This is a genomic window from Kytococcus aerolatus (assembly GCF_900187395.1).
Lineage (GTDB): Bacteria > Actinomycetota > Actinomycetes > Actinomycetales > Dermatophilaceae > Kytococcus > Kytococcus aerolatus.
Window position 1 is genome coordinate 138,683 of the sequence record NZ_FYEZ01000003.1, and the last position, 25,848, is coordinate 164,530.

A 25,848-nucleotide genomic window follows, 5' to 3' on the forward strand; every position below is an offset into this window, starting at 1 on the left:
TCGGCGTCAGAGGGTGACGGTCGTGCCGACCTGCTGCTCCCGGGCGCGCCGCAGGACCTCCTCGGCGATGGTGGCGTCCTGCACCGCAATGCCCACCGAGTTGTAGAAGACCACGTCGTCCCGGCCCGCCCGGCCCGCCCGGCCCGGGTGGTCCCCGGTGGCCACGCTGCCCAGCGGCACGAGATCGGCCTCGGTCACCACCCCTGCCGCTACCGCGTCGATGATGCAGCCCGCCTGCGCGCTGGCGGTCGCCACGTCGTCGACGACCACGAGCGCGGCCCGCTCGAGAAGGTCCGGGCCGACCTCGCTGCGGTCCGGGGCGAAGGAGCCGACGCTGATGACCAGCGCGCCCGGCGCCACCTCCCCCGCCTCGAGCAGCGGGTCATGACTGGTGGTGCACAGGGCGACGACCTCGCTTTCGCCGGCCACAGCGCCCAGGTCGGTGCCCGGGGTGATCGGCACCCCGACCTCCGCCGCCAGCTCCTTGGCGAGCGCCTCGGCGGCCTCGGCCCGCCGACCCACGAGGTGGACCTGCTCGAAGGCACGCACCCGGGCCAGCGCCCGCACGTGGGCCCGCGCCTGCACCCCGGTGCCCACCACCGTGAGGGTGCGTGCGTCGGGGCGGGCCAGCAGGTCGGTGGCCACCGCGCTCCCGGCGGCGGTGCGCGGGGTGGTGAGGGCCGGGCCGTCCAACAGCGCCACGGGCTGGCCGGTGTCGGGGTCCATCACCAGCACCACACCCTGCACCGGGTCGAGCCCCCGGGCGGGGTTCTGCGGCTGGAAGCCGACCACCTTCACCACACCGGGTGCCTCGGTGGTGCTGCGGGCGGTGTAGGTGAGCAGGCTGGCCCCCTCCCGCCCCGGCACGGACACCTTCGGGGCCAGCTCAGCCCGCCCGGAGCCCACGCCCTCGAAGGCCCGGACCTGGGAGGCGTGGACGGACTCGAGGTCCAGCAGCCCCTCGATCTCGGCGGCGGTCAGGATCAGCAGGTCGTGGCTCATGGCTCCTCCTGAGGGGTGGGGGTGGGATCAGCAGCGGGAGTGTCCAGTTGGGCAGCCAGCAGCTCGGCCAGGTGGCGGCCCTCGGCGCCCCCGAGGTCGGAGGCCTGGAGGCGGCAGGAGAAGCCGTCGGTGAGCACCACGTCGTGCTCCCCCCGCCGCAGGGCGGGCAGCAGGTACTGCTCGGCCACCGCGACGGACACCTCGTAGTGCCCCTGCTCCACCCCGAAGTTGCCGGCCAGGCCGCAGCACCCGGCCAGGGCCTCCACCCGGGCGCCGGCACGCTCCAGGAGCCGCTTGTCGGCCTCCCAGCCCATCACCGCGTGGTGGTGGCAGTGCGGCTGGGCGAGCACCCGCACGCCCTCCAGCGAGGGCGGCGTCCACTCGGCCCGGTGCAGCAGCTCGGCCAGGGTGAACGTCTGGGCCGCCACCGTCCGCGCCGCCGGGGTGCCCAGGAGCTCGGGGGCGTCCTTGCGCAGCACGCCGGTGCAGGAGGGCTCGATGCCGACGATCGGCACCCCCTGCTCGGCCAGCGGGCGCAGCTGCTCGACGGTCTGCTCCAGCAGGCGCCGGGCGGTGTCGAGCTGGCCGGTGGTGATCCAGGTCAGCCCGCAGCAGGTCTGCCGCGGCAGGAGGTCCACCTCGAACCCGGCGGCCTGCAGCACCTGGACCGTGGCGCCGGCGGCCTGCGGGGTGAAGGCTTCGCTGAAGGTGTCGACGAAGAGCACCACCCGCTGCCGGGTCCGCGCCGCGACGGACTCCGACCGGACAGGCGCAGCCACCGCCCCGCCGGCCCCCGGAACGGCCCGGGGCAGGCTGCGCGCCACCGCGCCACCGCGGAAGGTGCGCGGGGCGAAGGAGGGCAGGCCCCGTCGGGGGTCGATGCCGGCGGCCCGCAGCAGCACCGGGACCCGGCGAGCGAGCCGCATCATCGCGTTGGCCAGCCCCGGGGTCCGCGCGGCGAGGGCCACCCAGCGGGGCAGCCAGCCCAGCGAGTAGTGCGTGATCGGGCGCAGCCGCCCCCGGTAGCGCTGGTGCAGGACCTCGGACTTCAGGGTCGCCATGTCCACCCCGGTCGGGCAGTCCGAGGCACAGCCCTTGCAGGAGAGGCACAGGTCGAGGCTGTCGTGCACGGCCGGGGAGTGCACGTCCAGCGGGCTCTCCCCGCTCAGGACCTCCTGCAGCACCCGGGCGCGGCCACGGGTGGAGTGCTGCTCCTCGCGGGTGGCCAGGAAGGACGGGCACATGACGGTCTGGCTCCGGTCGAGCACCCCGTCGGCGATGCACTTGCCCACCCCGGTGCACCGGTGGACGGCCCGGCTCAGCAGGCCGCCGTCCTCGGGATAGGTGAAGGCCGGGTCCGGCAGGTCGGTGCGGAGGGCCGGCAGCCGGAGGTGCGCGTCCAGCGGCTCGGGGTCCACGAGCACGCCCGGGTTGAGCAGGCCCGCGGGGTCGAAGAGGTGCTTCACCCCGGCGAAGAGACGCAGCGCCTCGGGGGAGTACATGTACGGCAGCAGCTCGCTGCGGGCCCGGCCGTCACCGTGCTCGCCGGACATCGAGCCACCGAAATCCGCCACGAGCCGGGCGGCGTCCTCCAGGAAGGCCCGGCTGCGCGCGACCCCGTCCGACGCCTCCAGCGGGAGGTCGAGGCGCACGTGCATGCAGCCCTCGCCGAAGTGCCCGTACGGCGCGGCGGAGAGCCCGTGCTCCTCCAGCAGCTCGTCGAAGCGACGGAGGTAGTCGCCGAGCTGGTCCGGCGGCACGGCGGCGTCCTCCCAACCGGCGTGGGCGGGCTCGTTCTCGGCCGACCGTCCGGCCAGACCGGCTCCGTCGGAGCGGATCCGCCACAGCGCTCGGGCCTCGGCAGGGTCGGGCACGTCGCGGGCGTCCAGGGCCTGCAGCTCCGGACCGGCGACGGCCACGAGGCGCTGCGCGGCCTCCTCGACCTCCTGCGTGGTGTCCCCGGCCAGCTCCACGAAGAGCCAGGCGGCGCCCCGCGGAAGCTCCGGCACGGCCTGCGGGCCACGACGGTCGCGCAGCACGTCGACGAGCCGGGCGTCCAGGCCCTCGCAGGCGGTGGGCCGGTGCTCCAGGAGGGCGGGCACGGCGTCGGCGGCGTCGTACTGGGTGGCGAAGCCCAGCACCACCAGCCGGCTCGAGGCGGGGCGCTCCACCAGCCGCACGGTGGCCTCGGTGAGCACCGCCAGGGTGCCCTCGGAGCCCACGAGCAGACCGGGCAGGTGGGTGCCGTTCTCCGGCAGGAGGTGCTCCAGCGCGTAGCCGGAGGCCTGTCGGCCGAAGCGTGCGAACTGGGTGCGGACGGTCGCCAGGTCGGTGCTCACCAGGGCTCGGAGCTCGCGCTGCAGCTCCGTCTCGGCGGCGCTCAGGAGACGCCCGTCGGCCAGCACGCCCTCGACGGCCAGCGTGTTGTCCGAGGTGCGCCCGTAGGCCAGGCTCTTGGTGCCGCAGGCGTTGTTGCCGATCATCCCGCCGATGGTGCAGCGCGTGGAGGTGGACGGGTCCGGGCCGAAGAACAGGCCGTGGGGGCGAGCGGCGTCCTGCAGACGGGCCTGCACCACGCCGGGCTGGACGCGGGCCGTGCGGGCCTCGGCGTCGAGCTCCAGCACCCGGTTCATGTGGCGCGAGAAGTCCAGCACGATCCCCGGGCCGATGGCGTTGCCCGCGATCGAGGTGCCCGCGCCCCGCGCCGTGATCGGCACCCCCTCCTGCCGGGCCAGCTCCACGGTGAGCGCCACCTCCTCGGCGTCGTGGGGCAGGACCACCACCTGCGGCGAGATGCGGTAGAGGGAGGCGTCGCTGGAGCGGGTGGCCAGGGTGGCGGCGTCGGCCCGCACGTCGTTCAGCCCGGCGCCCCTCAGGTGCTCGGCCAGCGGGGTGGTGCTCGTGACGGCCATGGAACCTCCCTGGAGAGCCCGGCCCGGGCCCTCTCGACGCAATGATGTGACACAGAACACCATCATCACCCGAAAACCGCGCCCTGTCACGGGGCGCACCAAATCCCCCCTCGCCGACCCAGCCGCCGACCCAGCGCGGGCCGCCCGGGAGAGGTCTCCGGGCGGCCCGCGCCGCTGCCGGCCGGGGCTCAGCCCTCGGCCACCTCGTCGGTGGAGCCCGCGGCCTTGCGGCGGGCCGCGTCCATCATCGGCACCCGCACGCCGCGCTCGTCGGCCACGTCCACGGCCCGCTGGTAGCCGGCGTCGACGTGGCGGAACACGCCCATCGCCGGGTCGTTCGTGAGCAGCGCCTCGAGCTTGCGCTCAGCCAGCTCCGTGCCGTCGGCCAGACCCACCTGCCCGGCGTGGATCGACCGGCCGATGCCGACGCCACCACCGTGGTGGATGGAGGTCCACGCCGCCCCGGAGCTCGCCGAGGTGAGCGCGTTGAGCAGCGGCCAGTCGGCCACCGCGTCAGTGCCGTCCTTCATCGCCTCGGTCTCGCGGTAGGGGCTGGCCACCGAGCCCGAGTCGAGGTGATCGCGCCCGATGACGATCGGCGCCGACACCTTCCCCTCACGCACCAGCCGGTTGAAGAGCATCCCGGCCCGGTGCCGCTCGCCGTAGCCCAGCCAGCAGATGCGGGCCGGCAGACCCTCGAACTCCACGAACTCGTCCGCGGCGTCCAGCCAGCGATGCAGGTGCTCGTTCTCCGGGAAGAGCTCCTTGAGCGCCTGGTCGGTGACACGGATGTCCTCCGGGTCGCCGGAGAGGGCCACCCAGCGGAACGGACCGAGCCCCTCGCAGAAGAGCGGGCGGATGTAGGCCGGGACGAAGCCCGGGAACTCGAAGGCCCGGTCGTACCCGCCCTTGCGAGCCTCGTCACGGATGGAGTTGCCGTAGTCGAACACCTCGGCGCCGGCGTCCTGCAGCTCCACCATCGCCTTGACGTGCGCGGCCATCGACTTCTGGGCCCTCCGCGTGAAGCCCTCCGGGTCGCGCTCGACCTCGGCCTGCCAGTCCTCCACGGAGATGCCCAGCGGCAGGTAGCTCAGCGGGTCGTGGGCGCTGGTCTGGTCGGTGACCACGTCGATCGTCAGGTCGCCGGCCGTGTGCCGCTCCAGCAGGGCCGGGAAGACCTCGGCGGCGTTGCCCACGATGCCGATGGACAGACCGCGCTCCTCCTCCTTGGCCGCGTTGGCGCGCGCGATGGCGTCGTCCAGGTCGTCGGCGATCTCGTGCAGGTAGCGCTTGCCCACGCGGCGCTCCAGGCGGGTGCGGTCCACGTCGACCACCAGGCACACGCCGTCGTTGAGGGTGACGGCCAGCGGCTGCGCACCCCCCATGCCGCCGCACCCGCCGGTGAGGGTGATGGTGCCGGCCAGCGTGCCCCCGAAGCGCTTCCTGCCCACGGCGGCGAAGGTCTCGTAGGTGCCCTGGAGGATCCCCTGGGTGGCGATGTAGATCCACGATCCGGCCGTCATCTGGCCATACATCATGAGCCCCTCGGCCTCGAGCTCACGGAAGTGCTCCCAGGTGGCCCAGTCCCCCACCAGGTTGGAGTTGGCGATGAGCACGCGCGGCGCCCACTCGTTCGTCCGCAGGACGCCGACGGGCTTGCCGGACTGGACCAGGAGGGTCTCGTCCTCCTCCAGCTCCTTGAGGGACTCGACGATGGCGTCGAAGGCCTCCCAGGAGCGGGCGGCGCGGCCGGTGCCGCCGTAGACCACCAGGTCGTCGGGGCGCTCGGCCACCTCCGGGTCGAGGTTGTTCATGAGCATCCGCAGCGGGGCCTCGGTGGCCCAGGACTTGCAGGTGAGCTCGGTGCCGCGCGGGGCACGGACGGGGCGGGCGCCTTCCATGGGGAACTCCTTCGACTCGGGTGGTGCGGGCCGGCCGGTGCCGGGTGCTCCCATTGCAGCAGCGGAGGGCGCCTGCATCTGCGGGGCGCGCGATGCGAGTGTCCCAGATGTGGGACGGGCGGCCTCAGGAGCTTCACAGCGCGGCGTGGGCTTCGAGGGCGAAGCCGCGCGCCCGATGTGCCTCCAGCGCCTCCTCGGCCAGCTCGGTGGAGCCCACGACCTGCGCCAGGATCCGGAGCGCCTCGCCCCGGGTGACCGGGCCGGGCTCGCCCGCCTGCCGCAGCGGGTCGGCGAACTCGGACAAGTCCTCGAGGGCGTGAGCAGAGAGGGGATGCGGGTCCTGACCGAGAGCCCGGGCCAGCACTGCATCGAGGGTGAGGTGCAAGGCACTCCGGCGCCGCCCCGCGATCCCGTGGCGGGTCAGGAATGCCTCGAAGGGCTCGGCCTCCCCGTACTGGACGCTCAGGCTCAGCGACCTGACCAAGTCCTGCAGCTCGGAGACCTCCTCCTGGAGCCGCCTCATCGCCCGGTCTGCCGGCCTCCCTTCACCATCGCTGCTCACAGCCTCGGAGGATAGGCGAGCGCCCCGGCACCAGCGGGCCTCCCGCCCGTAGGCTCGGCGCATGACCGAGGAACTCGCCGCCCGCCAGCAGGCCGCTGCCGACGCCGCCACCCGCCACCTCACCGGGGGCCGCCCCTCCCCGGCATCCGAGCTGCGCAGCCTCGCCGACCACCTCGACGCCCTCGTCGAGCGCGGCAACCTCGCCCCGGGCACCGCCGGCTGGGACCACTACGGCGACGACGGCACGGTCGCGCTCGTCGAGCGGCGGGTCGCCGGGCTGCTCGGCAAGCCCGACGCCGTGTTCATGCCCAGCGGGATCATGGCCCAGGAGATCGCCCTGCGCGTCCACTGCGACGCCGCCGGCACCCGCCGGGTGGCGATGCCGGACCTCTCCCACCTGCTCGTCCACGAGGAGGACGGCCCCCGCCGCCTCCACGGGTTCGAGGTCGAGCACCTCACCACCGGGCCACAGGTGGCCACCGCCGAGCACCTCGCCCGCATCCCGGGCCGTCTCGGCGCGGCGCTGGCCGAGCTGCCGCTGCGCGACGGCGGCTACCTCCTGCCCACCTGGGAGGAGCTCACCGGGCTCTCCGAGGCCTGCCGCGAGCGCGGGGTCGCCCTGCACCTCGACGGCGCGCGCCTCTGGGAGAGCCAGCCGTGGTTCGACCGGCCGCTCGCCGAGATCGCCGGCCTCGCCGACTCGGTCTACGTCTCGTTCTACAAGGGCCTGGCCGGGATGGCCGGGGCCGCGCTGGCCGGCAGCGAGGGGCTCTGCGCCGAGGCCCGCGTCTGGCGCCGCAGGCAGGGCGGCACGCTCTTCACCCTCATGCCCTTCGCGGTGGGGGCGCTGCGCGGGCTCGAGGAGCACCTCCCGCAGATGGCCGCCCGCCACGCCTACGCCCGCGACTGGGCCGCGGCACTCGCCGAGCGCGGCGTCCGCACCGTGCCGGCCGAGCCGCACGCGGTCGCCTTCCGCGCCTACCTCCCCGGGTCGGCCGATGCGGTGAGCGAGCGCGCGCTGGCCGCCGTGGAACGGGACAAGGTGATGCTGCCGATGCAGTGGCGCGCCGCCGACGTGCCCGGCTGGGTCTGGACCGAACTGACCGTCGGGGCGACCACGCTGGCCTTCGACGTGGCCGAGGCCGCGGACCGCATCGCGGCGCTGGCCGAGGACTGAGCCGGCCAAGGGCCGAGCCCTGCCGCCGGCCAGCCCACGTTCAGCGCACCACCTCGCGGCGCTGGCCGTCGACCCGCCGGGTCCACCCGCGACCGTCCAGGTGCTCCAGCAGCGGAACCGCCACCCGACGCGTGGTGCCCAGGGCCTGCCGGGCCTCGCTGAGCGTGAAGGGCTGGGGCAGACCGGCGAGCACCCGCATGGCGCGGGCGGGACCGTCGGGCAGCAGCACCACCTCACCGGGCAGACGGAGGATCCGCCCCACCCGGGCTGCAGCGGCCAGCTCCCGCGCCCCCAGGGCCAGGTCCGCGAGCTCGTGCGCCTCGGGAGCGTTGAACGGCTCCTGGCGCAGCCACTGCTCCACCTGGACGATGCCCGCCTCGGCCGCCCCCAGCCCGCCAGCACCCGGCTTCCGGACCAGGCCGTCGGTGAGCTCCAGCCCGGCCACCGGGGCCAGCGCCGTGACGAGATCGGACCACTCGCTCGCACTGAGCCGCCCCGGCAACCCCAGCGCCCTCGCGGCACCGGCCACGAGAACTCCCGGGCTCAACGGGTCGGCCTCGTGGTGGGCCGCGACGGCCCGGGCGAGCTCCTCGCCCCAGGCCGACCAGGCGGCGCCGTCCACGACGAGCTCCCCGACCCGGACCTCGGCGGGCACCTCATCGGCCGTCGCTCCGGATGCCTCGGCCCCGGCCCCGCTGTCCAGCCCGAGGCGTTCCAGCAGGCCCGCCGGCTGCACCTGCCACTCGGTGAGCCGCAGCGCCCGCAGGGCCGCCCGACGGTCCGGGCGGGCAGGCTCCCCGCCCTGCCCCTCGGCCTCGGCACCGCAGGCCGCGGCCAGGTCCTCCGCCCGGGCCGCGGCGGCACCCCGTCGGCGCAGCGGCCGGGGCGCGAGATCGAGCACCTCAGCGGCCCACAGCTCGCGGGTGCCCGGGTCGCGGAGGATCACCCGGTCCCCCACCCGCCAGGGCAGGGCGTGCGGAAGGGTCACCCGGACCACCGCACCAGCCCCCAGCGGACGCACCCGCACCTCGAGGTCGGCGGTACCGACGTGCAGCATCGCATGGACCGGCGGCACCTCCGCCCCGGTGACCGGGCGCACGGCAAGGTCGACGACGTCCGCCCGCTCCCACGCACCCGGCGTCGTGAGGACGGCCCCGCGCCCCACCGCCTCGCGCTCCACCCGCCGCAGGTTGACCGCCGCCCGGGTCACCGGACCCAGCGCCTCGGCGGCCCGGCCCTGGCTGTGCAGGCCACGGACCTCCACGGTGGCCACCTCGCCCTCGTCGTCGAGGAGCTCCAGGGCATCGCCCGGGCGCAGGGTGCCCGCCCCCAGGGTGCCGGTGACCACGGTGCCGCTGCCGGGGACGGTGAAGGAGCGGTCCGCCCAGAGCCGGACCGGGGCCGCCGGGTCGGGCTCGGGCAGGGCGGCCACGAGGCGGTCGAACGCGGCGGTGAGCTCGACCATGCCCTCACCGCTCACGGCGGAGACGGCCACCAGCGGCACCTCGCCCGGCGCCACCGCGGCGCCGGTGCGTCCCAGCACCGCCGCCACCTCCGACCGGGCACGGTCGGCGACGGGGCCGGGGTCGGCCAGATCCGCCCGGGTGACGGCCACCAGGACGTGCCGGACCCCGAGCGCCTCCACCGCCGCCAGGTGCTCCGTGGTCTGCTCCTGCCAGCCCTGGTCGGCCGCCACCACGAGGAGCACCGCGGGGACCGGACCCAGCCCGCTGAGCATGGTCCCGATGAAGCGCCGGTGCCCCGGCACGTCGACGAAGGCGACCTCCGCCCCGGAGGGCAGCGCGGTCCAGACGAAGCCGAGCTCGATGGTCAGGCCGCGCTGCTTCTCCTCGGTGAGGCGGTCCGGGTCCCGGCCGGTCAGGGCCCGGACGAGCGTGGACTTGCCGTGATCCACGTGGCCGGCGGTGGCGACGACCTGGCGGCGCGGACTCACGGGCGCCCCAGGGCACGACGGAGGGCGGCCTCGAGGGCCGGCTCGTCGGCGGGGTCGATACAGCGCAGGTCCACCAGGCCCCGGCCGTCCTCGATGCGCGCGAGCACCGCCGGGACCGGGGGTGTGGCGCCGTCCACCACCGCGGCGTCCGGGGTGCGGAGCCGCTCCACCACCTCGGGCGGGACGACCACCGCCCAGCCCGGCAGCGGCACCCCCGGCGCTCCCCCACCCCCGACGCGACCGTCGACGGCGGTGACCGCCAGGCCGAGGGCGTCGGCGAGGCGGCGGGCACGCTGCTCGAGCTCGGCGGGGGTGCGGCGCAGGGCGGTGGTGACCGGGACGTCGGCGGCCCGGAGAGTGGCCTCCAGCGCGGCGAGCGTCAGCTTGTCCACCCGCATCGCCCGCTGGAGGGGGTGACGGCGGAGGCGCTCCACGAGCTCGGCGCGGCCCAGGACGATGCCGGCCTGCGGGCCACCGAGGAGCTTGTCGCCGCTGGCGGTCACCAGGTCGGCGCCCTCGGCCAGCGCGGTGCGGGCGTCGGGCTCGCCGGGCAGGAGCGGCTCGGGGGCGAGCAGGCCCGAGCCGATGTCGTGGACCACCGGGACGCCCAGGCCGGCCAGCTCGCGGACCGGGACCCCGGCGGTGAAGCCCTCGACGCGGAAGTTGCTCGGGTGGACCACGAGGATGCAGCCGGTCTGCGGGCCGACGACCTCGGCGTAGTCGCGCAGGTGGGTGCGGTTGGTGGTGCCGACCTCGCGGATGCGGGCGCCGGTGGACTCGATGAGCTCGTGGAGGCGGAAGCCGTCGCCGATCTCCACCACCTGGCCGCGGGAGACGACGACCTCCTTGCCGGTGGCGAGGGTGGCGGCGGCCAGGGCCAGGGCGGCGGCGCCGTTGTTCACCACGAGGGCGGACTCGGCGCCGGGGACCGCGTCGCGCAGGGCGGTGGTGGCGGCGACACCGCGGCGGCTGCGGCGGCCGGTGGCGAGGTCCAGCTCGACGTCAACGGCACCGGCCGCATCGAGGAGCGCCTCGCGGGCCAGGGTGCTCAGGGGCGCGCGGCCGAGGTTGGTGTGGACGACGACACCGGTGGCGTTGAGGACCGGGGTGAGGCTGCTGGCCCGGGGCGGGAGGGCGGCGAGGGCGGCGTCGGGCACCTCGACCGGGGGGATCTCGCCGGTGCGGGCCTGCCCCTGGGCGGCGGACACGGCGGCCCGGACGGTGGACCGGTCGAAGCGGGCCAGGGCCGCGGCGAGGCGTGGGTCGGACAGCACGGCATCGGTGCGCGGGACGTGGCGCCGCGGGTCCGTGGGGGCTGCGGGGTCACCGGTCATGGCCAAAGGCTACGACGAGGGTGGGCGGGCCCCTGCGGGGGCGAGATGCCACGCCCAGGGGTATCCGCAGCCGGCAAGGCGGCACGTCTGGCGGAGGCGGACGGGAATCGAACCCGCCAGGACGAGATGCTCGCCCTCACCGGTTTTGAAGACCGGGGGGCCCACCAGGAACCCAGACGCCTCCGTGGCCGAGGGTACGCCGGCGCATCCCGACACCCGGCACCCGCCCGCGCCCCGACAGCGGCCGTCCCACCCCGCCCCAGTAGATTGCGGCCATGGAGACCCCGAAGCGCCTGACCCAGTACGCCCACGGCGGAGGGTGCGCCTGCAAGATCCCGCCGGGTGAGCTCGAGCAGGCCGTCGCCGGACTCCGGAACCAGTTCGCCACCGGCACCAGCGCCGCCGCCACCCCGGACACGCCCGGCACCCCCACCGGCCCCGCCGCGGAGGTGCTCGTCGGCCTCGACGACGGCGACGATGCCGCCGTGGTGCTCCTCTCCCCCGACAAAGCCGTCGTCTCCACCGCCGACTTCTTCACCCCCGTCGTCGACGACCCGGTGGACTGGGGACGCATCGCCGCCGCCAACGCCCTCTCCGACATCTACGCGATGGGCGGCACCCCGGTCATGGCCATCAACCTCGTCGGCTGGCCCCGGGAGGTCCTCCCGCCGGAGCTGCTCACCGAGGTGCTCCGCGGCGGCCTGGAGGTCGCCACCCGAGCCGCCTGCCCGGTCATCGGCGGGCACAGCATCGACAACCCGGAGCCGATCTACGGCATGGCCGCCACCGGCACCGTCCACCCCGACCGCCTCCTGCGCAACGACGCCGCCGCGGCCGGCCTGCCGATCAGCCTCACCAAGCCGCTCGGCCTGGGCGTGCTGAACAACCACCACAAGTCCACCGGCACCCTCCACCCCGAGGCCGTGGCCGTCATGACCACGCTCAACGACGTGGCCTCCCGCGCCGCGGTCGACGCCGGCGCCCGCGCCGCCACCGACGTCACCGGGTTCGGCCTGCTGGGGCACCTGTTCAAGATGTGCCGGGCCTCCGGGGTCGCCGCTCGGATCGATGCCGCGGCCGTCCCGTACGTGCCGGGCGCCCGGGAGGCCCTGGCGGCCGGGCACGTCCCCGGGGGTTCCCGCCGCAATCTCGACTGGGTGGCGCCGCACCTGGCCGCAGAGGGCATCGCCGAGGAGGAGTTGATCCTGCTCGCCGACGCGCAGACCTCCGGTGGCCTGCTCGTGGTCGGCGAGGTGCCGGGTGCGCCGATCGTCGGCGAGACCGTCGCCGCCGGGTCGCTGCCCGAGGGTGCCCTGGTTCAGGTGGTCTGAGGAGACCGGGCCGGTCAGGTGGTGATGGAGTCGCCCACCGGGCCGCCGGCCCGACGCTCCTCGAGCCGGCGGCGCTGGGGCTCCACGGTCCACCGCGGGTCGCGCGCGGACTCCTGACCGCCCTCGACGACCGCGAACCGGGTCAGCGCCGAGGCCGCGGCCAACGCCACCCCGCCCAGCACCCCGGCCGTCCGGGAGCGTCGGGCAAGCAGCGCCCCGACCCCACCGGCGACGACGAGGGCCTTCGCCGCCCGCATCATCCGCCCGGGGTTCCCGCTGTGCAGCGGGCCGAGGACGCCCTCGGCCTCCAGGTGCTCCTCGAGGCGGTGCACGGCCACCAGGTCGCCGACGACGCCGAGCAGGGCCAGCCGACGGGCGGGGGCCGCGGCCCCGACCGGGACCAGCGCCATCTGCACGCCACCGGAGGCCAGGGCCGCCGAGGACACGAAGACGAAGGGCAGGTGCCGGCGCGACTCGAACCACAGCGGGGTGGCGGTGTCGCTGAGCAGCACCGCCGTGTACGCGGCGAGCGGGGCGGCAGAGACGGCGAGGCCAGCCGCGGCCACCGCGTCGACGGGGCGCAGCACCGGGCGCAGGTCGTCCAGGACGGCCTCGAGCTCCGCGGCCGCGGGGGCACCGAGCAACGCGGACAGGTCCCGTTCCTCGAGGACCCGCACCAGCTCGCACGCCGTGGACAGCCCGGCGAAGGCCGAGAATCCGCTGAAGATCCAGGTGCCCATCGACATCGGCGAGGTGACCTTGAAGGTCCGCATCATGTTCAGGAAGCGCTCCGGGCGCCCCAGGTCGGCGATGAGCGCGACGCCGCTGAGCCCCGCCCCCACCATGGCCGTGAACCGGGCGCTGCGCCGCAGCGGGTCGTTGCCCGTGGCGAGCGCGCCGGCCGCGAGCAGGCCGGAACCGGCCGCCACGCCGCCGAGGAACAGGTAGGCCGGGATCTCGTGCTTCCACGGCACCGGCTTGACGACCCCGTGGCCGTAGTAGCTCGTGAACTCGGGCTCCGGCACCACCGGCTGCTCGCCGCGGCCCCGCCCCCGGCCGGTCAGCCAGTCGGTGCGCCGCGCGGCGGCCCGCTCCCCGGCACCGTCACGGCTGAGGTCACGCCCACCGCGACGCTTCTTGCGGGGCCCGGTGAACTCCGGCGGGACATAGCTGTCGAACTCGCTGGTGCTCATGCCCCACCTCCCAGGAAGGAGGCCGCGGCCGCGCCCAGCAGGCCCAGCCCGGCCACGACGGCGGTCCGGTACATCTGCGGCAGGTGCTTGGTGGGCACCACCGGGTCCGGCGGCAGCCCGTAGACCTCCGGCTCGTCGAGCAGCAGGAAGACCGAGCCGGTGCCACCCACGCCGTCGTCCTCGTTGGCGCCGTAGAGCCGCGCCTCAGGGAAGCCGCTCGTGCGCAGCACGTCCACCCGCTCGTGGGCGCGTCGCACCATCTCCTCGTGGTCGCCGAACTGGATCGACGTGGTGGGGCAGGTCTGCGCGCAGGCCGGGGTCTGGTCGTGGCCGATGCGGTCGTAGCAGAGGGTGCACTTCTGGGCGATGCCGATCCGCGGCACGTCGCCGCCGTCCGGGTGACCGTGGCCCCCGGACTCGTCGGTCCGCCGCTCGATGACACCGAACGGGCAGGCGCCGACACAGTACCCGCAGCCATTGCAGACGTCGGCCTGCACCACGACGGTGCCGAACTCGCTCCGGAACAGGGCACCGGTGGGGCAGACGTCCAAGCAGCCGGCGTGGGTGCAGTGCTTGCACACGTCGGAGGACATCAGCCAGCGGAAGTCCGGCACCGGGGCGCCGGTACCGGTCACCCCGGACGCCACCGGGGCGTCCGTCGCCGGCAGCGAGGGCATCTGCCCGATGGGGCCGATCGGGCCGGTCTCGAACGGGCCGGGGGCGTCCGTGGCCGGCGACGGGGCCCGGCCTGCCCCCTCCGGGGCACCCACGGTGGGCATGCCGAGGTCGACCAGCCGGCGGCCCGACTCGCGGGCCTGCTCGATCCGGTCGGCGTCCTGCTCGATGAACGCCACGTGGCGCCAGGTGCTCGCGCCCAGGTCGTTCGAGTTGTCGTAGGAGTTGCCGGTGAGCCCCAGGTCGTCCATCGGCAGGGCGTTCCACTCCTTGCACGCCACCTCGCAGGCCTTGCAGCCGATGCAGATCGAGGTGTCGGTGAAGAAGCCCTTGCGCGGCGTGGGCTCCCACCCGGCGTCGCGGCCCGGGTCGGTGGGCCCGAAGAACTGGTCGGCCAGGGACGTCACTGCGGGTCCTCCTCGGTCGTGCGTCCGGCGGTGCGCTCCCCGGTGGCCGGGGTCACCCCGGCCCGCTCGTGGTACTCGCTCACCAGGGCCATGAGCCCCTCGCCCCGCGGGCGGCGGCCCGGTCGGATGTCGCAGGAGCCCACCTTGCTCTCCTGGATCTGGACGTTCGGGTCCATCGCTACGCCCAGCAGGTCGTTGACCGAGTCACCGGCCACGACCGCCTCGTCGCCCATCGCCCAGTGGTAGGGCAGCCCGATGGTGTGGACCACCTGGTCCCCGAGCCGCGCCGGGCGCACCCGGCTGGTCACCAGGACCCGGGCCTCGATGGCGGCACGCGGGCTGATGATCGTCGCCCAGCCCCCGTGCTCCAGCCCCCGCTCCTCGGCGAGCTCCGGGGAGATCTCGCAGAACATCTCCGGCTGGAGCTCCGAGAGGTAGGGCAGGAAGCGGCTCATGCCACCGGCCGTGTGGTGCTCCGTGAGGCGGTAGGTGGTGAACACGTAGGGGTACACCTCCGAGCCGACCTGGCCGCCACTGGGGGCGAAGAGGTTGTCCTCCCCCGGCATGAGCAGCCGGGCCGGGTTCCGCTGCTGCGAGTACAGCGGGTTGGCCACAGGGGACTCCTGCGCCTCGTAGTGCGCCGGCAGGGGGCCGTCGACCATGCCCTTCGGCGCGAACAGCCAGCCCTTGCCGTCGGACTGCATGACGAACGGATCGTCACCGGCGATGCCGGCCGGGCCGCCCACCCCGGGCTCGGGGCGGTGGTCCGGGGCCGTGGTGACCGGGAAGTCCGGCACGTCCGGCCCGGTCCAGCGGCCGGTCTCCTCGTCCCACCAGATGAACTTCTTGCGCTCGCTCCACGGACGCCCCTCGGGGTCGGCCGAGGCACGGTTGTAGAGGATGCGGCGGTTCGCCGGCCAGGCCCACGCCCAGTTGGTCGCCAGCTCGTCCTGCTCGGCCGCCGGCGGGCGGGAGGCCGCGCGGTTCTCGCCACCGGCCATGATGCCGGTGTAGATCCAGCAACCCCCGTCGGTGGACCCGTCGGCCCGCATCTGCGTGAACGAGTCGAGCGGCTCCCCGGCCCGGTCGCCAGTGAGGAAGCGGCCGTTGATCTCGGCCAGGACGGCCTCCGGCAGGACCTCGCCGTGCTCGTCCTTCGGGTAGTCCCAGGTGAGCTCGAGCAGCGCCCGGTCGCGCGGGTCGTCCGAGTCCACCAGCCGCTCGCGGAGACGCTCGCCGAGCTGGTGGAAGAAGTCCAGCTCGCTCTGGGCCTGACCCGGCGGGTTGACCGCCTTGTGGCGCCACTGCACCAGACGCTGGGTCTGCGTGAAGGTTCCGGCCTTCTCGGTGTGGTTGGCCGCGGGCAGGAAGAAGACCTCGGTGTCGATGTCCTCCGGTGCCCACTCGCCCTCGACGACCTCCGGGCCGTCCTTCCAGAAGGTGGCCGTCTCGATGAGCTGGAAGTCGCGGACCACCAGCCACTTGAGGTTCTTCAGGCCCTCGCGCTGCATCCGCCCGTTGGCCGAGCCGACGGCCGGGTTCTGGCCGAGGACGAAGTAGCCCTCCACCTCACCGGCGATCTGCCCCTTCACCGTCGCGTAGGTGCCGTGGTTCCCGCTGAGCCGGGGCAGGTGGTCGTACGCCCAGTCGTTCTCCGCGGTCGCGGCGTCACCCCACCAGGCCTTGAGCAGGCTGACGGTGTAGGCGTCGGCCTCGGCCCAGAAGCCCTTCTGCTGCTTGCTGGCGATCGAGTCGAGATAGTCGGTGAGGGTGTCGTGCTTGCCGACGCTGGGCATCGGCAGGTAGCCGGGCAGCAGGTTGAACAGGGTCGGGATGTCCGTGGAACCCTGGATGCTCGCGTGGCCGCGCAGCGCCATGATGCCGCTGCCGGGGCGACCCACGTTGCCCAGCAGGAGCTGCAGGATCGCCGCGGTGCGGATGAACTGGGCGCCCAGGCTGTGCTGGGTCCAGCCCACCGCGTACGCGAAGCAGGTGGTCCGGTCGCGGCCGGAGTTCGAGGTGATGGCGTCGGCCAGGTCCGCGAACTGCTCGGGGGTGATGCCGCAGACCTGCTCGACCATCTCCGGGGTGTATCGCTGGTAGTGCCGCTTGAGGATCTGGAGCACACAGCGCGGGTGCTGCATGGTCTCGTCGCGCAGCACCTCTGAGTGCTCCAGGGCCGGGCCGCTGGCACCGTGGGAGTCCCCCTCGGCACGGGCCGCCTTCGCCGCACCGTGGCCGTGGCCCTGGTCGGGCTCCTCGACCTCGCCGTCGGAGTCACCGCGGTCACCCGCGTCGTAGGCCCAGGAGCTCATGTCATAGGCGCCGGTCTCCGGGTCGTAGCCGGAGAAGAGCCCGTCGAGCTCCTCGGTGTCCCGGAAGTCCTCGTCGATCAGGGTCGCCGCGTTCGTGTAGGCGCGGACGTACTCCTCGAAGTAGAGCTCGTTCTCCAGCACGTGCCGGACCAGGGCACCGAGCAGCACGACATCGCTGCCCACCCGGATCGGCACGTGCGTGTCCGCCACCGCCGAGGTACGCGTGAAGCGCGGGTCGACGTGGATGACCCGGGCACCCCGGGCCTTGGCCTCAGCAACCCACTGGAAGCCCACCGGGTGGCACTCGGCCATGTTCGAACCCTGGATGACGATGCAGTCGGCGTTGGCCATGTCCTGCAGCGACTGCGTGGCACCGCCACGCCCGAACGAGGACCCCAGACTGGGGACCGTGGCGGAGTGTCAAATACGGGCCTGGTTCTCGATCTGCACCGCGCCGGCCGCGGTGAAGAGCTTCTTGATGAGGTAGTTCTCCTCGTTGTCGAGGGTGGCCCCGCCGAGGGCCGCGATCCCCATCGTCCGCCCGAGCCGGCGGCCCTTCTCGTCCTGCTCCTGCCAGGTGCGGCGGCGCGTGTCGAGGAAGCGGTCGACGATCATCTCGAGCGCGGTCTCGCGGTCGAGCTTCTCCCACTCGGTACCTCCGGGACGCCGGTAGAGCACCTCGGTCACCCGGGTGGGGCTGTTCACGAGCTGCTCGCTGGCAGAACCCTTCGGGCACAGCCGGCCCCGACTGTGCGGGCTGTCCGGGTCGCCCTCGATCTGCACGACCTTGTCGTCCTTGACGAAGATCTTCTGCCCGCAGCCCACGGCGCAGTACGGGCACACGCTCTGGACCACGCGGTCGGCCTCGCTGGTGCGCGGCGTCCAGGAGCGCGTCGTCTCGCTGGTCACGGCACGGCCGCGTCCCAGAGCGTCGCCGTCACGCAGCTGGCGCAGGACCGGCCAGTTCAGGGGAGTGGGAAGGCCCACAGGCGTCACCTCGTCTCGTCAGGGGACCATTATCCCCCATCGGGGTCGCCCACGCGAGGGCAGCTCCCTCAGACCAGCGGACCGACGGCCCCCTCCGCGGCAGCGAGGGCCCGCCCCTCGGCGACGAAGGCGACGGTGGCCTCGATCTCCGGGGAGAGGTAGCGGTCCACCCCCGGGCCCGCGACCGTCTCCCGCAGCGCCGCGATGACGGCCGCGGCCGCCGGCGAGGGCTCCACCGCCACCCCGGTCGCCTCCGCCCGCTCCACCTGCCGGAGCTCGATGCCCCGGGTGGCCGTGTAGAGCTCGATGGCGAGCACCCGACGCAGGGCGTCCACGGCGCGGCGCAGCATCCGGGCGGCCGACCAGCCCATCGAGACGTGGTCCTCCTGCATGGCCGAGGAGGGGATCGAGTCGACGCTGGCCGGGACCGCGAGGCGCTTCAGCTCGCTCACCAGGGCGGCCTGCGTGTACTGGGCGATCATCAGGCCCGAGTCGGTGCCGGGGTCCTCGGCGAGGAAGGGCGGCAGGCCGTTGCTGCGGGCCGGGTCGAGGAAGCGGTCGGTGCGGCGCTCGGCCATGCTCGCCAGGTCGGCCGCCGGGATGGCCAGGAAGTCCAGCACGTGGGCCAGCGGGGCGCCATGGAAGTTGCCGTTGGACTCCACCCGCCCGTCGGGCAGGACGGCGGGGTTGTCCACGGCGCTGGCCAGCTCGGCGGCGGCCACGGTGGCGGCGTGGCGGAGCGTGTCCCGCAGCCCGGAGGCCACCTGCGGGGCGCAGCGCAGCGAGTAGGCATCCTGCACCAGCGAGCAGTCCTCCCGGTGCGAGGCGACGATGCCGGAGCCAGCCAGCAGGGTGCGCAGGTTGGCGGCCGACTCGGCCTGCCCGGTCTGCGGACGCAGGGCCTGCAGGTCCTCGGCGAACACCGCGTCGGTGCCCAGCAGGCCCTCGATCGACAGGGCGGCGGTGAGGTCGGCGACCTTCGTCAGGTGGCCCAGGTCGGCGATCGCCATGAGCAGCTGGCCGAGCATGCCGTCGGTGCCGTTGATGAGGGCCAGGCCCTCCTTCTCCCGGAGCACGACGGGGGTGATGCCGGCCTCGGCCATCGCGTCGGCGGCGGTCACGACCGGGCCGGTGGACACCCCGGCGGCGTCGACCTCGGCAGAGCTGCCGACGCGGACCTCGCCCTCCCCCATCGCGGCCAGGGCGCAGTGGGCCAGCGGGGCGAGGTCACCGGAGCAGCCGAGGGAGCCGAACTCCCGGACCACCGGGGTGATGCCCGCGTCGAGCAGCGCGGCGTAGGTCCGGGCAGTCTCCACCTGGGCACCGGTCCGGCCGGTGGCCAGCGTGTGCAGGCGCAGCAACATCGTGGCGCGGACGACCTCCCGCTCGACCTCGGCCCCGGAGGAGGCGGCGTGGCTGCGGACCAGGCCGACCTGCAGGCGGGCCCGCTTCTCCGGGGGGATCGAGGTGTTCGCCAGGGCGCCGAACCCGGTGGAGATGCCGTAGTGCGGGGTGCTGTCCCCGGCCAGCGCGTCCACCCGCTCCCGGGCGGCGGCCAGCGCCTCGAGGGCCTCGGGGCCGAGCTCGACGGGGACGTCGTGCCGGGCCACGGCCAGCACCTCCTCGGGGGTGAGGGGGGCGGGGCTCAGGACGACGCGGTTGGGCAGGCTGGTCTCGGTCATGGCCCCATGACACCTCCTCAGTCCCGGACGGGCGACGCCGGAGCCAGAGGTCGGGTCCCAGATGTGGGACAGTCGGCCGATGCCGCACCCCACCCTCCTCGTCCTGCAGGCCCTCTCCCGTCACCCCGGCCCGGTGGCCGCCGGACGCCTCCAGCGGGAGACCGGCATCCCCCGCACCTCGCTCTACCGCGCCCTGGCCGACCTGCGGGAGACGGGCTTCGTCACCCATCTGGAGGACGAGCACCGCTGGGCGCTGGGGATGGCCGCCTTCGAGCTGGGCTTCGCCACCTCCCGACAGCAGACCGTGCAGCGCATCGGCCGCCCGGTGGTGCGCCGGCTCGTCGACACCCTGGGGCACAACGGGCACCTCGCCGTGCTCCACGGCACCGACGTCCTCTACCTCGTGGAGGAGCGCGCCACCCGACGGCCCTCGCTGGTCTCCGACGTCGGCGTGCGCATCCCCGCCCCGTGGACGGCCAGCGGACTCGCGCTCCTGGCGGCGCTGCCCCGGGAGCAGGTCCGCGCCCTCTTCCCCGATGCCGCCTCCTTCGTCCCGGCCCGCTCCGGGGAGCCCCCGCAGGACCCGACCTCGCTGCGACGCGCCCTGCAGGCGGTGCGGGCCGAGGGCGTCGCCCGGGAGGAGGGGAGCGTCACCCCCGGCCTCTCCTCGGTGGCGGCCGCCGTCACCGGCCCGACGGACCTCCCGGTCGCGGCCGTCGCCGTCACCTGGGACGCAGGACGCACCCCCGCGGCCGAGGCGGAGGGGGTGCGTCAGGAGGTCGTGCGCGCCGCGGACGAGCTGGGCTCGCTGCTGCGCTGAGCCTCAGATCCGGCGGGAGGCCAGCGCGACGGCCTCGTCGAACTCGGCCTCCACCCGGTCCGAGGGACGCGTGAGGAGCGAGACCACGACGGCGACCACCAGACCGCAGAGGAAGCCCGGCACGATCTCGTAGAGCTCGAGGAGGCCGGTGCCCTCGGTCCGGCCCCAGACGAAGGCCACCACGGCACCGGTGATCATGCCGGCGAGGGTGCCAGCCGTGGTGAGGCGGCGCCAGTAGAGCGAGAGCAGCGTGATCGGGCCGAAGGCGGCACCGAAGCCGGCCCAGGCGAAGGCCACGAGCTCCAGGATGGTGTCACTCGGCTCGACCGAGATGAGGGCGGCGGCCACCGAGACCACCAGCACGGCCACCCGGCCCAGGTTGACCCCGACCGGACCGGAGACCTCACGGCCGGTGATCCCCAGGTAGATGTCCTCCACCAGCGCCGAGGAGCTCACGATGAGCTGGCTGGAGATCGTGGACATGATCGCCGCGAGGATGGCGGCCAGCATGAACCCGGCCACGAAGGGGTGGAAGAGGAGCATGCCGAGGTCGAGGAAGACGGTCTCGGGGTTGGCCAGCTCGGCCTCGTTGCGCTGGTAGACGCCCACGCCGATCAGCGCGGTGGCGGCCGCCCCCAGGCAGGCCAGGGCCATCCAGCCGATGCCGATGCGGCGGGCCTGGGCGGCCTGCTGCGAGCTCCGCAGGGCCATGAAGCGGGTGATGATGTGGGGCTGCCCGAAGTAGCCCAGCCCCCAGGCCAGGGACGAGACGAGACCCATCGTCGTCAGCGCCCCACCGGTGAGCTGGAGGGCGTCCGGGTCAACCGCACGGATCGCGTCCACCGTCGCCCCGGGCCCACCCAGGTGCAGGATGCCGGCGATCGGGACGAGCACCAGCGCGACCAGCATGGTGAGGCCCTGGACCACGTCGGTGTAGGAGACCGCGAGGAAGCCACCGATCAGGGTGTAGAGCATGACCACGCCGAAGACGATGAGCATGCCGGTGAGATAGCTGGTGCCGAAGGAGGCCTCGAAGAAGTGACCGCCGGCGACCATGCCGGAGGACACGTAGAAGGTGAAGAAGACCAGGATGATGATCCCCGCGACGATGCGGACCAGGCCGCGGGAGTCGTGCGTCCGGTTCGAATAGAAGCTCGGCACGGTGATCGCGTCACCGGCGACCTCCGTGTAGGTCCGCAGGCGGGGCGCCACGAACTTCCAGTTGAGCCAGGCGCCGGCCGTCAGGCCGATGGCGATCCACAGCTCCACCAGGCCGGCGGCATACAGGGCGCCGGGCAGCCCCATGAGCAGCCAGCCGGACATGTCCGAGGCCCCGGCGGAGAGGGCCGAGGCGACCGGGCCCAAGCCTCGTCCGCCCAGCATGTAGTCACCCTTGTTCTTGGTGCGGCCCATGGACCACACCCCGATGGCGATCATCGCCACGAAGTAGATGACGATGGCCACGAGCTGCCAAGTGTGTGCGCTCACAGTGTCTCCGGATCAGAGGGGTCACGGGCAGGAGGCCGAGGGCCCCGACGGGCCGTCGGCGGTCTTGGCGCGCCACCGTAGCGCGGCAGCGCCCTGAAACGCCGGCGGCCCTCCCCGGGACGGTGCCCTCAGGCCTCCAGCAGGTGGGAGCCGAGATAGGCACCGGAGTCGTCCACCGGCACGCCCGGGAGCACGTGGAAGACCGCCGACCCCTCGTGCACGAGCCACTCGTTGAGCAGGTCGGAGGAGCCGATCCGCTCCAGGATCGGCACGAACTGCTCGTCCACGTCCTGGCAGAAGGCCACGAAGACCTGCCCGACGTCGCCAGCACCGTCGTCGTAGTTGTACGGGCGGCGCAGGAAGCGATGGCGGGGGTTGCCGTCACGGGCCAGCCGGACGTGGGCGTTCTGGTGGATGACGGGCTTGCCGTCCTCGCCCTTGGCCCCCAGGTCGAGCGGGTCGGACTCCTTCTCGCCGGTGAGCGGTGCCCCGGTGCGGAGGGTGCGGCCGATGGACTGCTCCCGGATCTCCTGCGGGGCGGCCTCCCAGGTGCCCATGAGGAAGCGGACGCGACGGACCACCATGGCCGCCGAGCCGTCCTCCCGGTGCACCAGGTCGGCCAGCTCCTCGGCCTGCGGGTTGCCGGTGCCGTCCACCTGGCCGAACAGGTTCCGCATCGGCGCCCCCGGGCGGGAGACGCCCGCCGAGTGGCGGTAGCCGGACATCTGCCAGCGCAGCAGGGTGAGATCCCGGGCGTCCTCGACGAGCTGGCGCATGGCGTGCCGGACGGTGAGGAGGTCGTCGGCGCAGACCTGGAGGACGAGCTCCCCGTCGGTGTAGTCCGGGTTCATCTCGTCGAAGTCCATCGGCGGCAGCGGGGCCAGCCAAGTCGGCGCGTGGTCGTCCAGCCCGGCGGCCAGGTAGGCACCCAGCCCCCAGCCCACGGTCACGGTGAGGGAGGCCGGCAGCTGGGCCAGCTCGGGCTCGGTGTCGGTGAGCGTCCCGCGGCCGGCGGTGAGCCGGTCGATGGAGTCGGTCCAGATGCGCATCACCCGGCGGAGGGTCTCCCGGTCGCCGGTGGCCAGGTCGAAGGCCACCCAGGCGGCGTGGGCCGGCGGGGAGGTGAGCACCCCGGCCTGGGTGCGCCCGCGGGCGTCGACGACCGTGCGCCCCAGCTCGCTGGCACCGGCCTCCGGGGAGGCGGCGTCCCCGGGGAGGTCGAGGAGCCGGCGCCGGCCGGGCTCGACGAGCTCGTCGAGATCCAGCCGGGCTCGCGGGCCGGCGTCCCCGGCAGCACCCGCCGAACCGGCTCCGTCCTCGGCAGCGGTGGCCCGCCCCCCGACGAAGCCGGCGAGCGCCCCGCCGGTGGCGCTCAGGGCACCACCGAGAAGCGCCCGCCGACCGGGGTCGGCAGGGTGCCTCGTCGTGTCCTTCTCCGGGGTCATCAGTGCTGGTGCCCGTGCCCGTCGCCGTAGTCCTCGTCGCCCCCGTCGAAGCTGCGGGCCTGGGCGGACCACTCGTACTCACCGCCCCGATCGTCGACGAGCTGCACGGTGATCTCGTCACCGGCCTTGATCTCCTCGTCGATCTTCATGAGCATGATGTGCAGGCCGCCGGGCTTGAGCTCGAGCTTCTCGCCGGCGGGGACGGTCATGCCGCCCTGCATGGCCTGCATCTGCTTCTTGCCGTCGGCGTCGACGACCTCGTGCAGCTCGACCGTGCCGACGGCGTCGGAGGAGCCCTCCACGAGGGTGAGGTCCTGGTCGGTGGTGTTCTCGATGGTGCCGAACATGCCGGTCATCTTCTCGTCGGTGGCCTTCACCCAGCCGTCGGTGTAGGTGAGGGCCGCGTCCTGCTCCTGCGCAGCACCCTCCCCCGCCTCGGCGGCCGCCGCATCCTGCTCGGTGACCTCCTCCTCGTCCGACCCCCCACAGGCGGTCAGCCCCAGCCCCAGGGCGACGGTCAGACCGACGACGGACACAGTGCGCTTCATGATCTCCTCATTGGACGTGAGCAGCCCCTCCCTCGGGGGCCGGCGATGAGCGGGAAGATACCAGTTTCTACGACACGGTGTAGTGGATGCGTCAGGCAGTCACCACCGCCCACGAACTAGGGTCGAGGGCACCCGACCGAGGAGGACGCATGCGTGCCATCCAGATCGACGACTCCGGCGACCGCCCCGCGCTCGTGCTGGGCGAGGCCCCGGACCCGCAGCCCGGCCCCGGCGAGGTGCTCGTGGAGGTGGTGGCCGCCGGGGTGAACCGCGCCGACCTGGTGCAGGCCGCGGGCAAGTACCCGCCGCCGCCCGGGGAGAGCGAGATCATCGGCCTGGAGGTCAGCGGCCGCATCACCGCCCTGGGCCCGCAGGACACCGGCGACTGGCAGGTCGGCGACGTGGTGTGCGCCCTGCTCGCCGGCGGCGGCTATGCCGAGCAGGTGGTCGTCCCGGTCGGGCAGCTCCTTCCCGCCCCCAAGGGCATCGACCTGGTGACTGCCGCCGCCCTGCCCGAGGTGGCCTGCACCGTCTGGTCCAATCTCGTCGACGCCGGTCGCCTCACCGCCGGCGAGACGGTGCTGCTGCACGGTGGCTCCTCCGGCATCGGCACGATGGGCATCCAGGTGGCCCGCACCCTCGGCGCCCGCGTGGCCGTCACCGCCGGCTCCGCCGAGAAGCTCGACGCCTGCCAGGATCTCGGCGCCGAGATCCTCGTGAACTACAAGGAACAGGACTTCGTCGAGGCCGTCCGCGGGGTCACCGAGGACGGCGTCGACGTCATCCTCGACCTCGTCGGCGGGGACTACCTGGAGCGCAACCTCCAGGCCCTCGCGAAGGACGGGCGGCTCGTCATCATCGGCCTCATGGGTGGGCGCTCCGCCGAGATCGACCTGGGCCTCATGCTGCGACGCCGCCTCTCGGTGCAGGCCACCTCGCTGCGCGGCCGGACCCGGGAGGACAAGGCCCGCATCGTGAGCGCGGTGCGCGAGAACCTCTGGCCGAAGGTGGCCACCGGGGAGATCCGCCCGGTGGTGCAGGAGACCTTCCCGCTGGCCGAGGCCGCCGCGGCCCACCGGGTCCTCAAGGACTCGGGCCACGTCGGCAAGGTGGTGCTGCGGGTGGAGCAGGCGTGAGCGGCAGCCTCACCGACGTCCCCGGCCTGCGCGTCGGGCACGCCCAGCGCACCGACGACGGCTGGTGCACCGGCACCACCGTGGTGCTCCCGCCACCGGGCACCGTCGGCGCGGTGGACGTGCGCGGCGGCGGCCCGGCCACCCGGGAGACCGACGCCCTGCACGCCGCGTCCCTGGTGCCCACCGTCGACGCGGTGGTGCTCACCGGCGGCTCCGCGTTCGGCCTGGCGGCCGCCGACGGGGTGATGGCCTGGTGCGAGGAGACCGGCCGCGGCTTCCCCACCCCCGGCGGCATCGTCCCGATCGTGCCCGCTGCCGCGCTCTACGACCTCGCCCGCGGCGGCGCGCGACGCGACGCGCAGGGCACCCCGACCCACCCCGACGCCGCGATGGGGCGGGCCGCCGCCCAGGATGCCGCCGCCCGGGATGCAGGGCACGAGATCCCGCGCGGCCGGGTGGGGGCCGGCACCGGCGCCCGGGTCATGGGAGCGACCCGACCCGGCGGGCTGGGGACGGCCTCGGTCGGGCTGCCCGCCCGCGAGGGCGCGGCCGACGGGGACGGCGCCGTCGTGGGCGCCCTGGTGGCGGTCAACGCCCACGGCACACCCGTCACCGTCGACCCCGCGGACCTCTGCGAGCCGGCCTCGACCACCGGCGTGCTGGGCGACGCCCCGAGCACCCCCGGAGCCCCCGCACCGGGCACGAACACCACGCTGGCCGTCATCGCCACGGACCTGGCACTCACCGTCGCCCAGGCCGAGGCGATCTGCCGCGCCGCCCACGCCGGCATGGCCCGCGCCCTGGACCCGGTGCACAGCTTGGTGGACGGCGACCTGGTGTTCGGCCTGGCCACCGGGGACCGCCCGCTGCCGACGGACCCGATGGCCGCCGCCACGGTGCTCCTGCAGGCCCAGCAGGCGGCCGCCACCGCCCTGACCCACGCCATCGAGGACGGGGTCTCCCGCCACCACGGCTGAGG

18 protein-coding genes and 1 tRNA gene are annotated in these 25,848 nt (G+C 74.4%); 5 read left to right on the plus strand and 14 right to left on the minus strand.

All coding sequences use genetic code 11. The annotated features are described in order from the left end of the window. Positions 1–6: 6 nt before the first annotated feature. The 4 genes from CFT82_RS09985 to CFT82_RS10000 form a co-directional block, all read right to left on the minus strand. The gene (locus CFT82_RS09985) at positions 7–1,002 is read right to left on the minus strand and encodes an ornithine cyclodeaminase family protein (RefSeq protein WP_088818981.1); all 996 of its coding nucleotides are present in this window, start codon (positions 1,000–1,002) and stop codon (positions 7–9) included. Continuing rightward, on the minus strand, positions 999–3,914 hold the full coding sequence (locus CFT82_RS09990) for an FAD-binding and (Fe-S)-binding domain-containing protein (protein WP_088818982.1): 2,916 nt from the start codon (positions 3,912–3,914) through the stop codon (positions 999–1,001). The genes CFT82_RS09985 and CFT82_RS09990 overlap by 4 nt, the downstream gene beginning before the upstream one ends. A gap of 188 nt (positions 3,915–4,102) precedes the next feature. Next, on the minus strand, positions 4,103–5,815 hold the full coding sequence (hutU, locus tag CFT82_RS09995; protein WP_088818983.1) for a urocanate hydratase: 1,713 nt from the start codon (positions 5,813–5,815) through the stop codon (positions 4,103–4,105). A 133-nt stretch (positions 5,816–5,948) separates the two neighbouring features. Beyond that, positions 5,949–6,338, minus strand: coding sequence for a hypothetical protein (locus CFT82_RS10000; protein WP_088818984.1), 390 nt, complete (start codon positions 6,336–6,338; stop codon positions 5,949–5,951). 100 nt (positions 6,339–6,438) lie between these two features. Here CFT82_RS10000 and CFT82_RS10005 point away from each other — a divergent pair, with 100 nt between their 5' ends. After that, positions 6,439–7,554 carry a threonine aldolase family protein gene (locus tag CFT82_RS10005; RefSeq protein WP_088818985.1) on the plus strand — a complete coding sequence of 372 codons (1,116 nt, stop codon included), beginning with the start codon at positions 6,439–6,441 and terminating at the stop codon, positions 7,552–7,554. Positions 7,555–7,594: 40 nt separating this feature from the next. Here the strand turns inward: CFT82_RS10005 and CFT82_RS10010 are convergent, their stop codons facing one another. The 3 genes from CFT82_RS10010 to CFT82_RS10020 form a co-directional block, all read right to left on the minus strand. Further along, the gene (locus CFT82_RS10010) at positions 7,595–9,508 is read right to left on the minus strand and encodes a SelB domain-containing protein (protein ID WP_088818986.1); all 1,914 of its coding nucleotides are present in this window, start codon (positions 9,506–9,508) and stop codon (positions 7,595–7,597) included. Continuing rightward, positions 9,505–10,842 carry an L-seryl-tRNA(Sec) selenium transferase gene (gene selA, locus CFT82_RS10015; RefSeq protein WP_088818987.1) on the minus strand — a complete coding sequence of 446 codons (1,338 nt, stop codon included), beginning with the start codon at positions 10,840–10,842 and terminating at the stop codon, positions 9,505–9,507. The genes CFT82_RS10010 and selA overlap by 4 nt, the downstream gene beginning before the upstream one ends. 88 nt (positions 10,843–10,930) lie before the next feature. Next, positions 10,931–11,026: transfer RNA gene (locus CFT82_RS10020), tRNA-Sec, on the minus strand. A gap of 91 nt (positions 11,027–11,117) precedes the next feature. Here CFT82_RS10020 and selD point away from each other — a divergent pair. After that, a complete protein-coding gene (gene selD, locus CFT82_RS10025; protein ID WP_088818988.1) occupies positions 11,118–12,173 on the plus strand; it encodes a selenide, water dikinase SelD in 1,056 nt (351 codons plus the stop codon). Positions 12,174–12,187: 14 nt separating this feature from the next. On the opposite strand, the gene nrfD is transcribed toward selD, so the two are convergent. The 4 genes from nrfD to hutH all read right to left on the minus strand — a co-directional run bounded on the left by nrfD (position 12,188) and on the right by hutH (position 19,432). Beyond that, on the minus strand, positions 12,188–13,366 hold the full coding sequence (gene nrfD / locus CFT82_RS10030) for an NrfD/PsrC family molybdoenzyme membrane anchor subunit (RefSeq protein ID WP_088818989.1): 1,179 nt from the start codon (positions 13,364–13,366) through the stop codon (positions 12,188–12,190). Further along, positions 13,363–14,448, minus strand: a complete 1,086-nt coding sequence (locus tag CFT82_RS10035; RefSeq protein ID WP_200815127.1) for a 4Fe-4S dicluster domain-containing protein — start codon at positions 14,446–14,448, stop codon at positions 13,363–13,365. The genes nrfD and CFT82_RS10035 overlap by 4 nt, the downstream gene beginning before the upstream one ends. Next, entirely contained in the window at positions 14,445–17,750 is a 3,306-nt protein-coding gene (gene fdh, locus CFT82_RS10040; protein ID WP_200815140.1) for a formate dehydrogenase, read from the minus strand. Before fdh ends, CFT82_RS10035 begins: the two co-directional genes overlap by 4 nt. A 68-nt stretch (positions 17,751–17,818) precedes the next feature. Further along, positions 17,819–19,432, minus strand: coding sequence for a histidine ammonia-lyase (gene hutH / locus CFT82_RS10050; RefSeq protein WP_088818992.1), 1,614 nt, complete (start codon positions 19,430–19,432; stop codon positions 17,819–17,821). A gap of 79 nt (positions 19,433–19,511) precedes the next feature. Between hutH and CFT82_RS10055 the strand changes: the two genes are divergently transcribed. Continuing rightward, positions 19,512–20,252, plus strand: coding sequence for an IclR family transcriptional regulator (locus CFT82_RS10055; protein ID WP_088818993.1), 741 nt, complete (start codon positions 19,512–19,514; stop codon positions 20,250–20,252). Positions 20,253–20,255: 3 nt separating this feature from the next. Here the strand turns inward: CFT82_RS10055 and putP are convergent, their stop codons facing one another. The 3 genes from putP to CFT82_RS10070 all read right to left on the minus strand — a co-directional run bounded on the left by putP (position 20,256) and on the right by CFT82_RS10070 (position 23,733). Further along, on the minus strand, positions 20,256–21,740 hold the full coding sequence (gene putP, locus CFT82_RS10060; RefSeq protein WP_088818994.1) for a sodium/proline symporter PutP: 1,485 nt from the start codon (positions 21,738–21,740) through the stop codon (positions 20,256–20,258). Between the two features lie 128 nt (positions 21,741–21,868). After that, positions 21,869–23,185 carry a Dyp-type peroxidase gene (locus CFT82_RS10065; protein WP_088818995.1) on the minus strand — a complete coding sequence of 439 codons (1,317 nt, stop codon included), beginning with the start codon at positions 23,183–23,185 and terminating at the stop codon, positions 21,869–21,871. After that, entirely contained in the window at positions 23,185–23,733 is a 549-nt protein-coding gene (locus CFT82_RS10070) for a copper chaperone PCu(A)C (protein ID WP_088818996.1), read from the minus strand. Before CFT82_RS10070 ends, CFT82_RS10065 begins: the two co-directional genes overlap by 1 nt. A 149-nt stretch (positions 23,734–23,882) precedes the next feature. On the opposite strand from CFT82_RS10070, the gene CFT82_RS10075 reads away from it, so the two are divergent. Both CFT82_RS10075 and CFT82_RS10080 read left to right on the plus strand, forming a co-directional pair. After that, positions 23,883–24,869: an NAD(P)H-quinone oxidoreductase gene (locus CFT82_RS10075; protein ID WP_088818997.1), complete on the plus strand. Its 987-nt coding sequence runs from the start codon at positions 23,883–23,885 to the stop codon at positions 24,867–24,869. Beyond that, positions 24,866–25,846 carry a P1 family peptidase gene (locus CFT82_RS10080; protein ID WP_088818998.1) on the plus strand — a complete coding sequence of 327 codons (981 nt, stop codon included), beginning with the start codon at positions 24,866–24,868 and terminating at the stop codon, positions 25,844–25,846. The genes CFT82_RS10075 and CFT82_RS10080 overlap by 4 nt, the downstream gene beginning before the upstream one ends. The last annotated feature ends 2 nt before the right edge of the window (positions 25,847–25,848 follow it).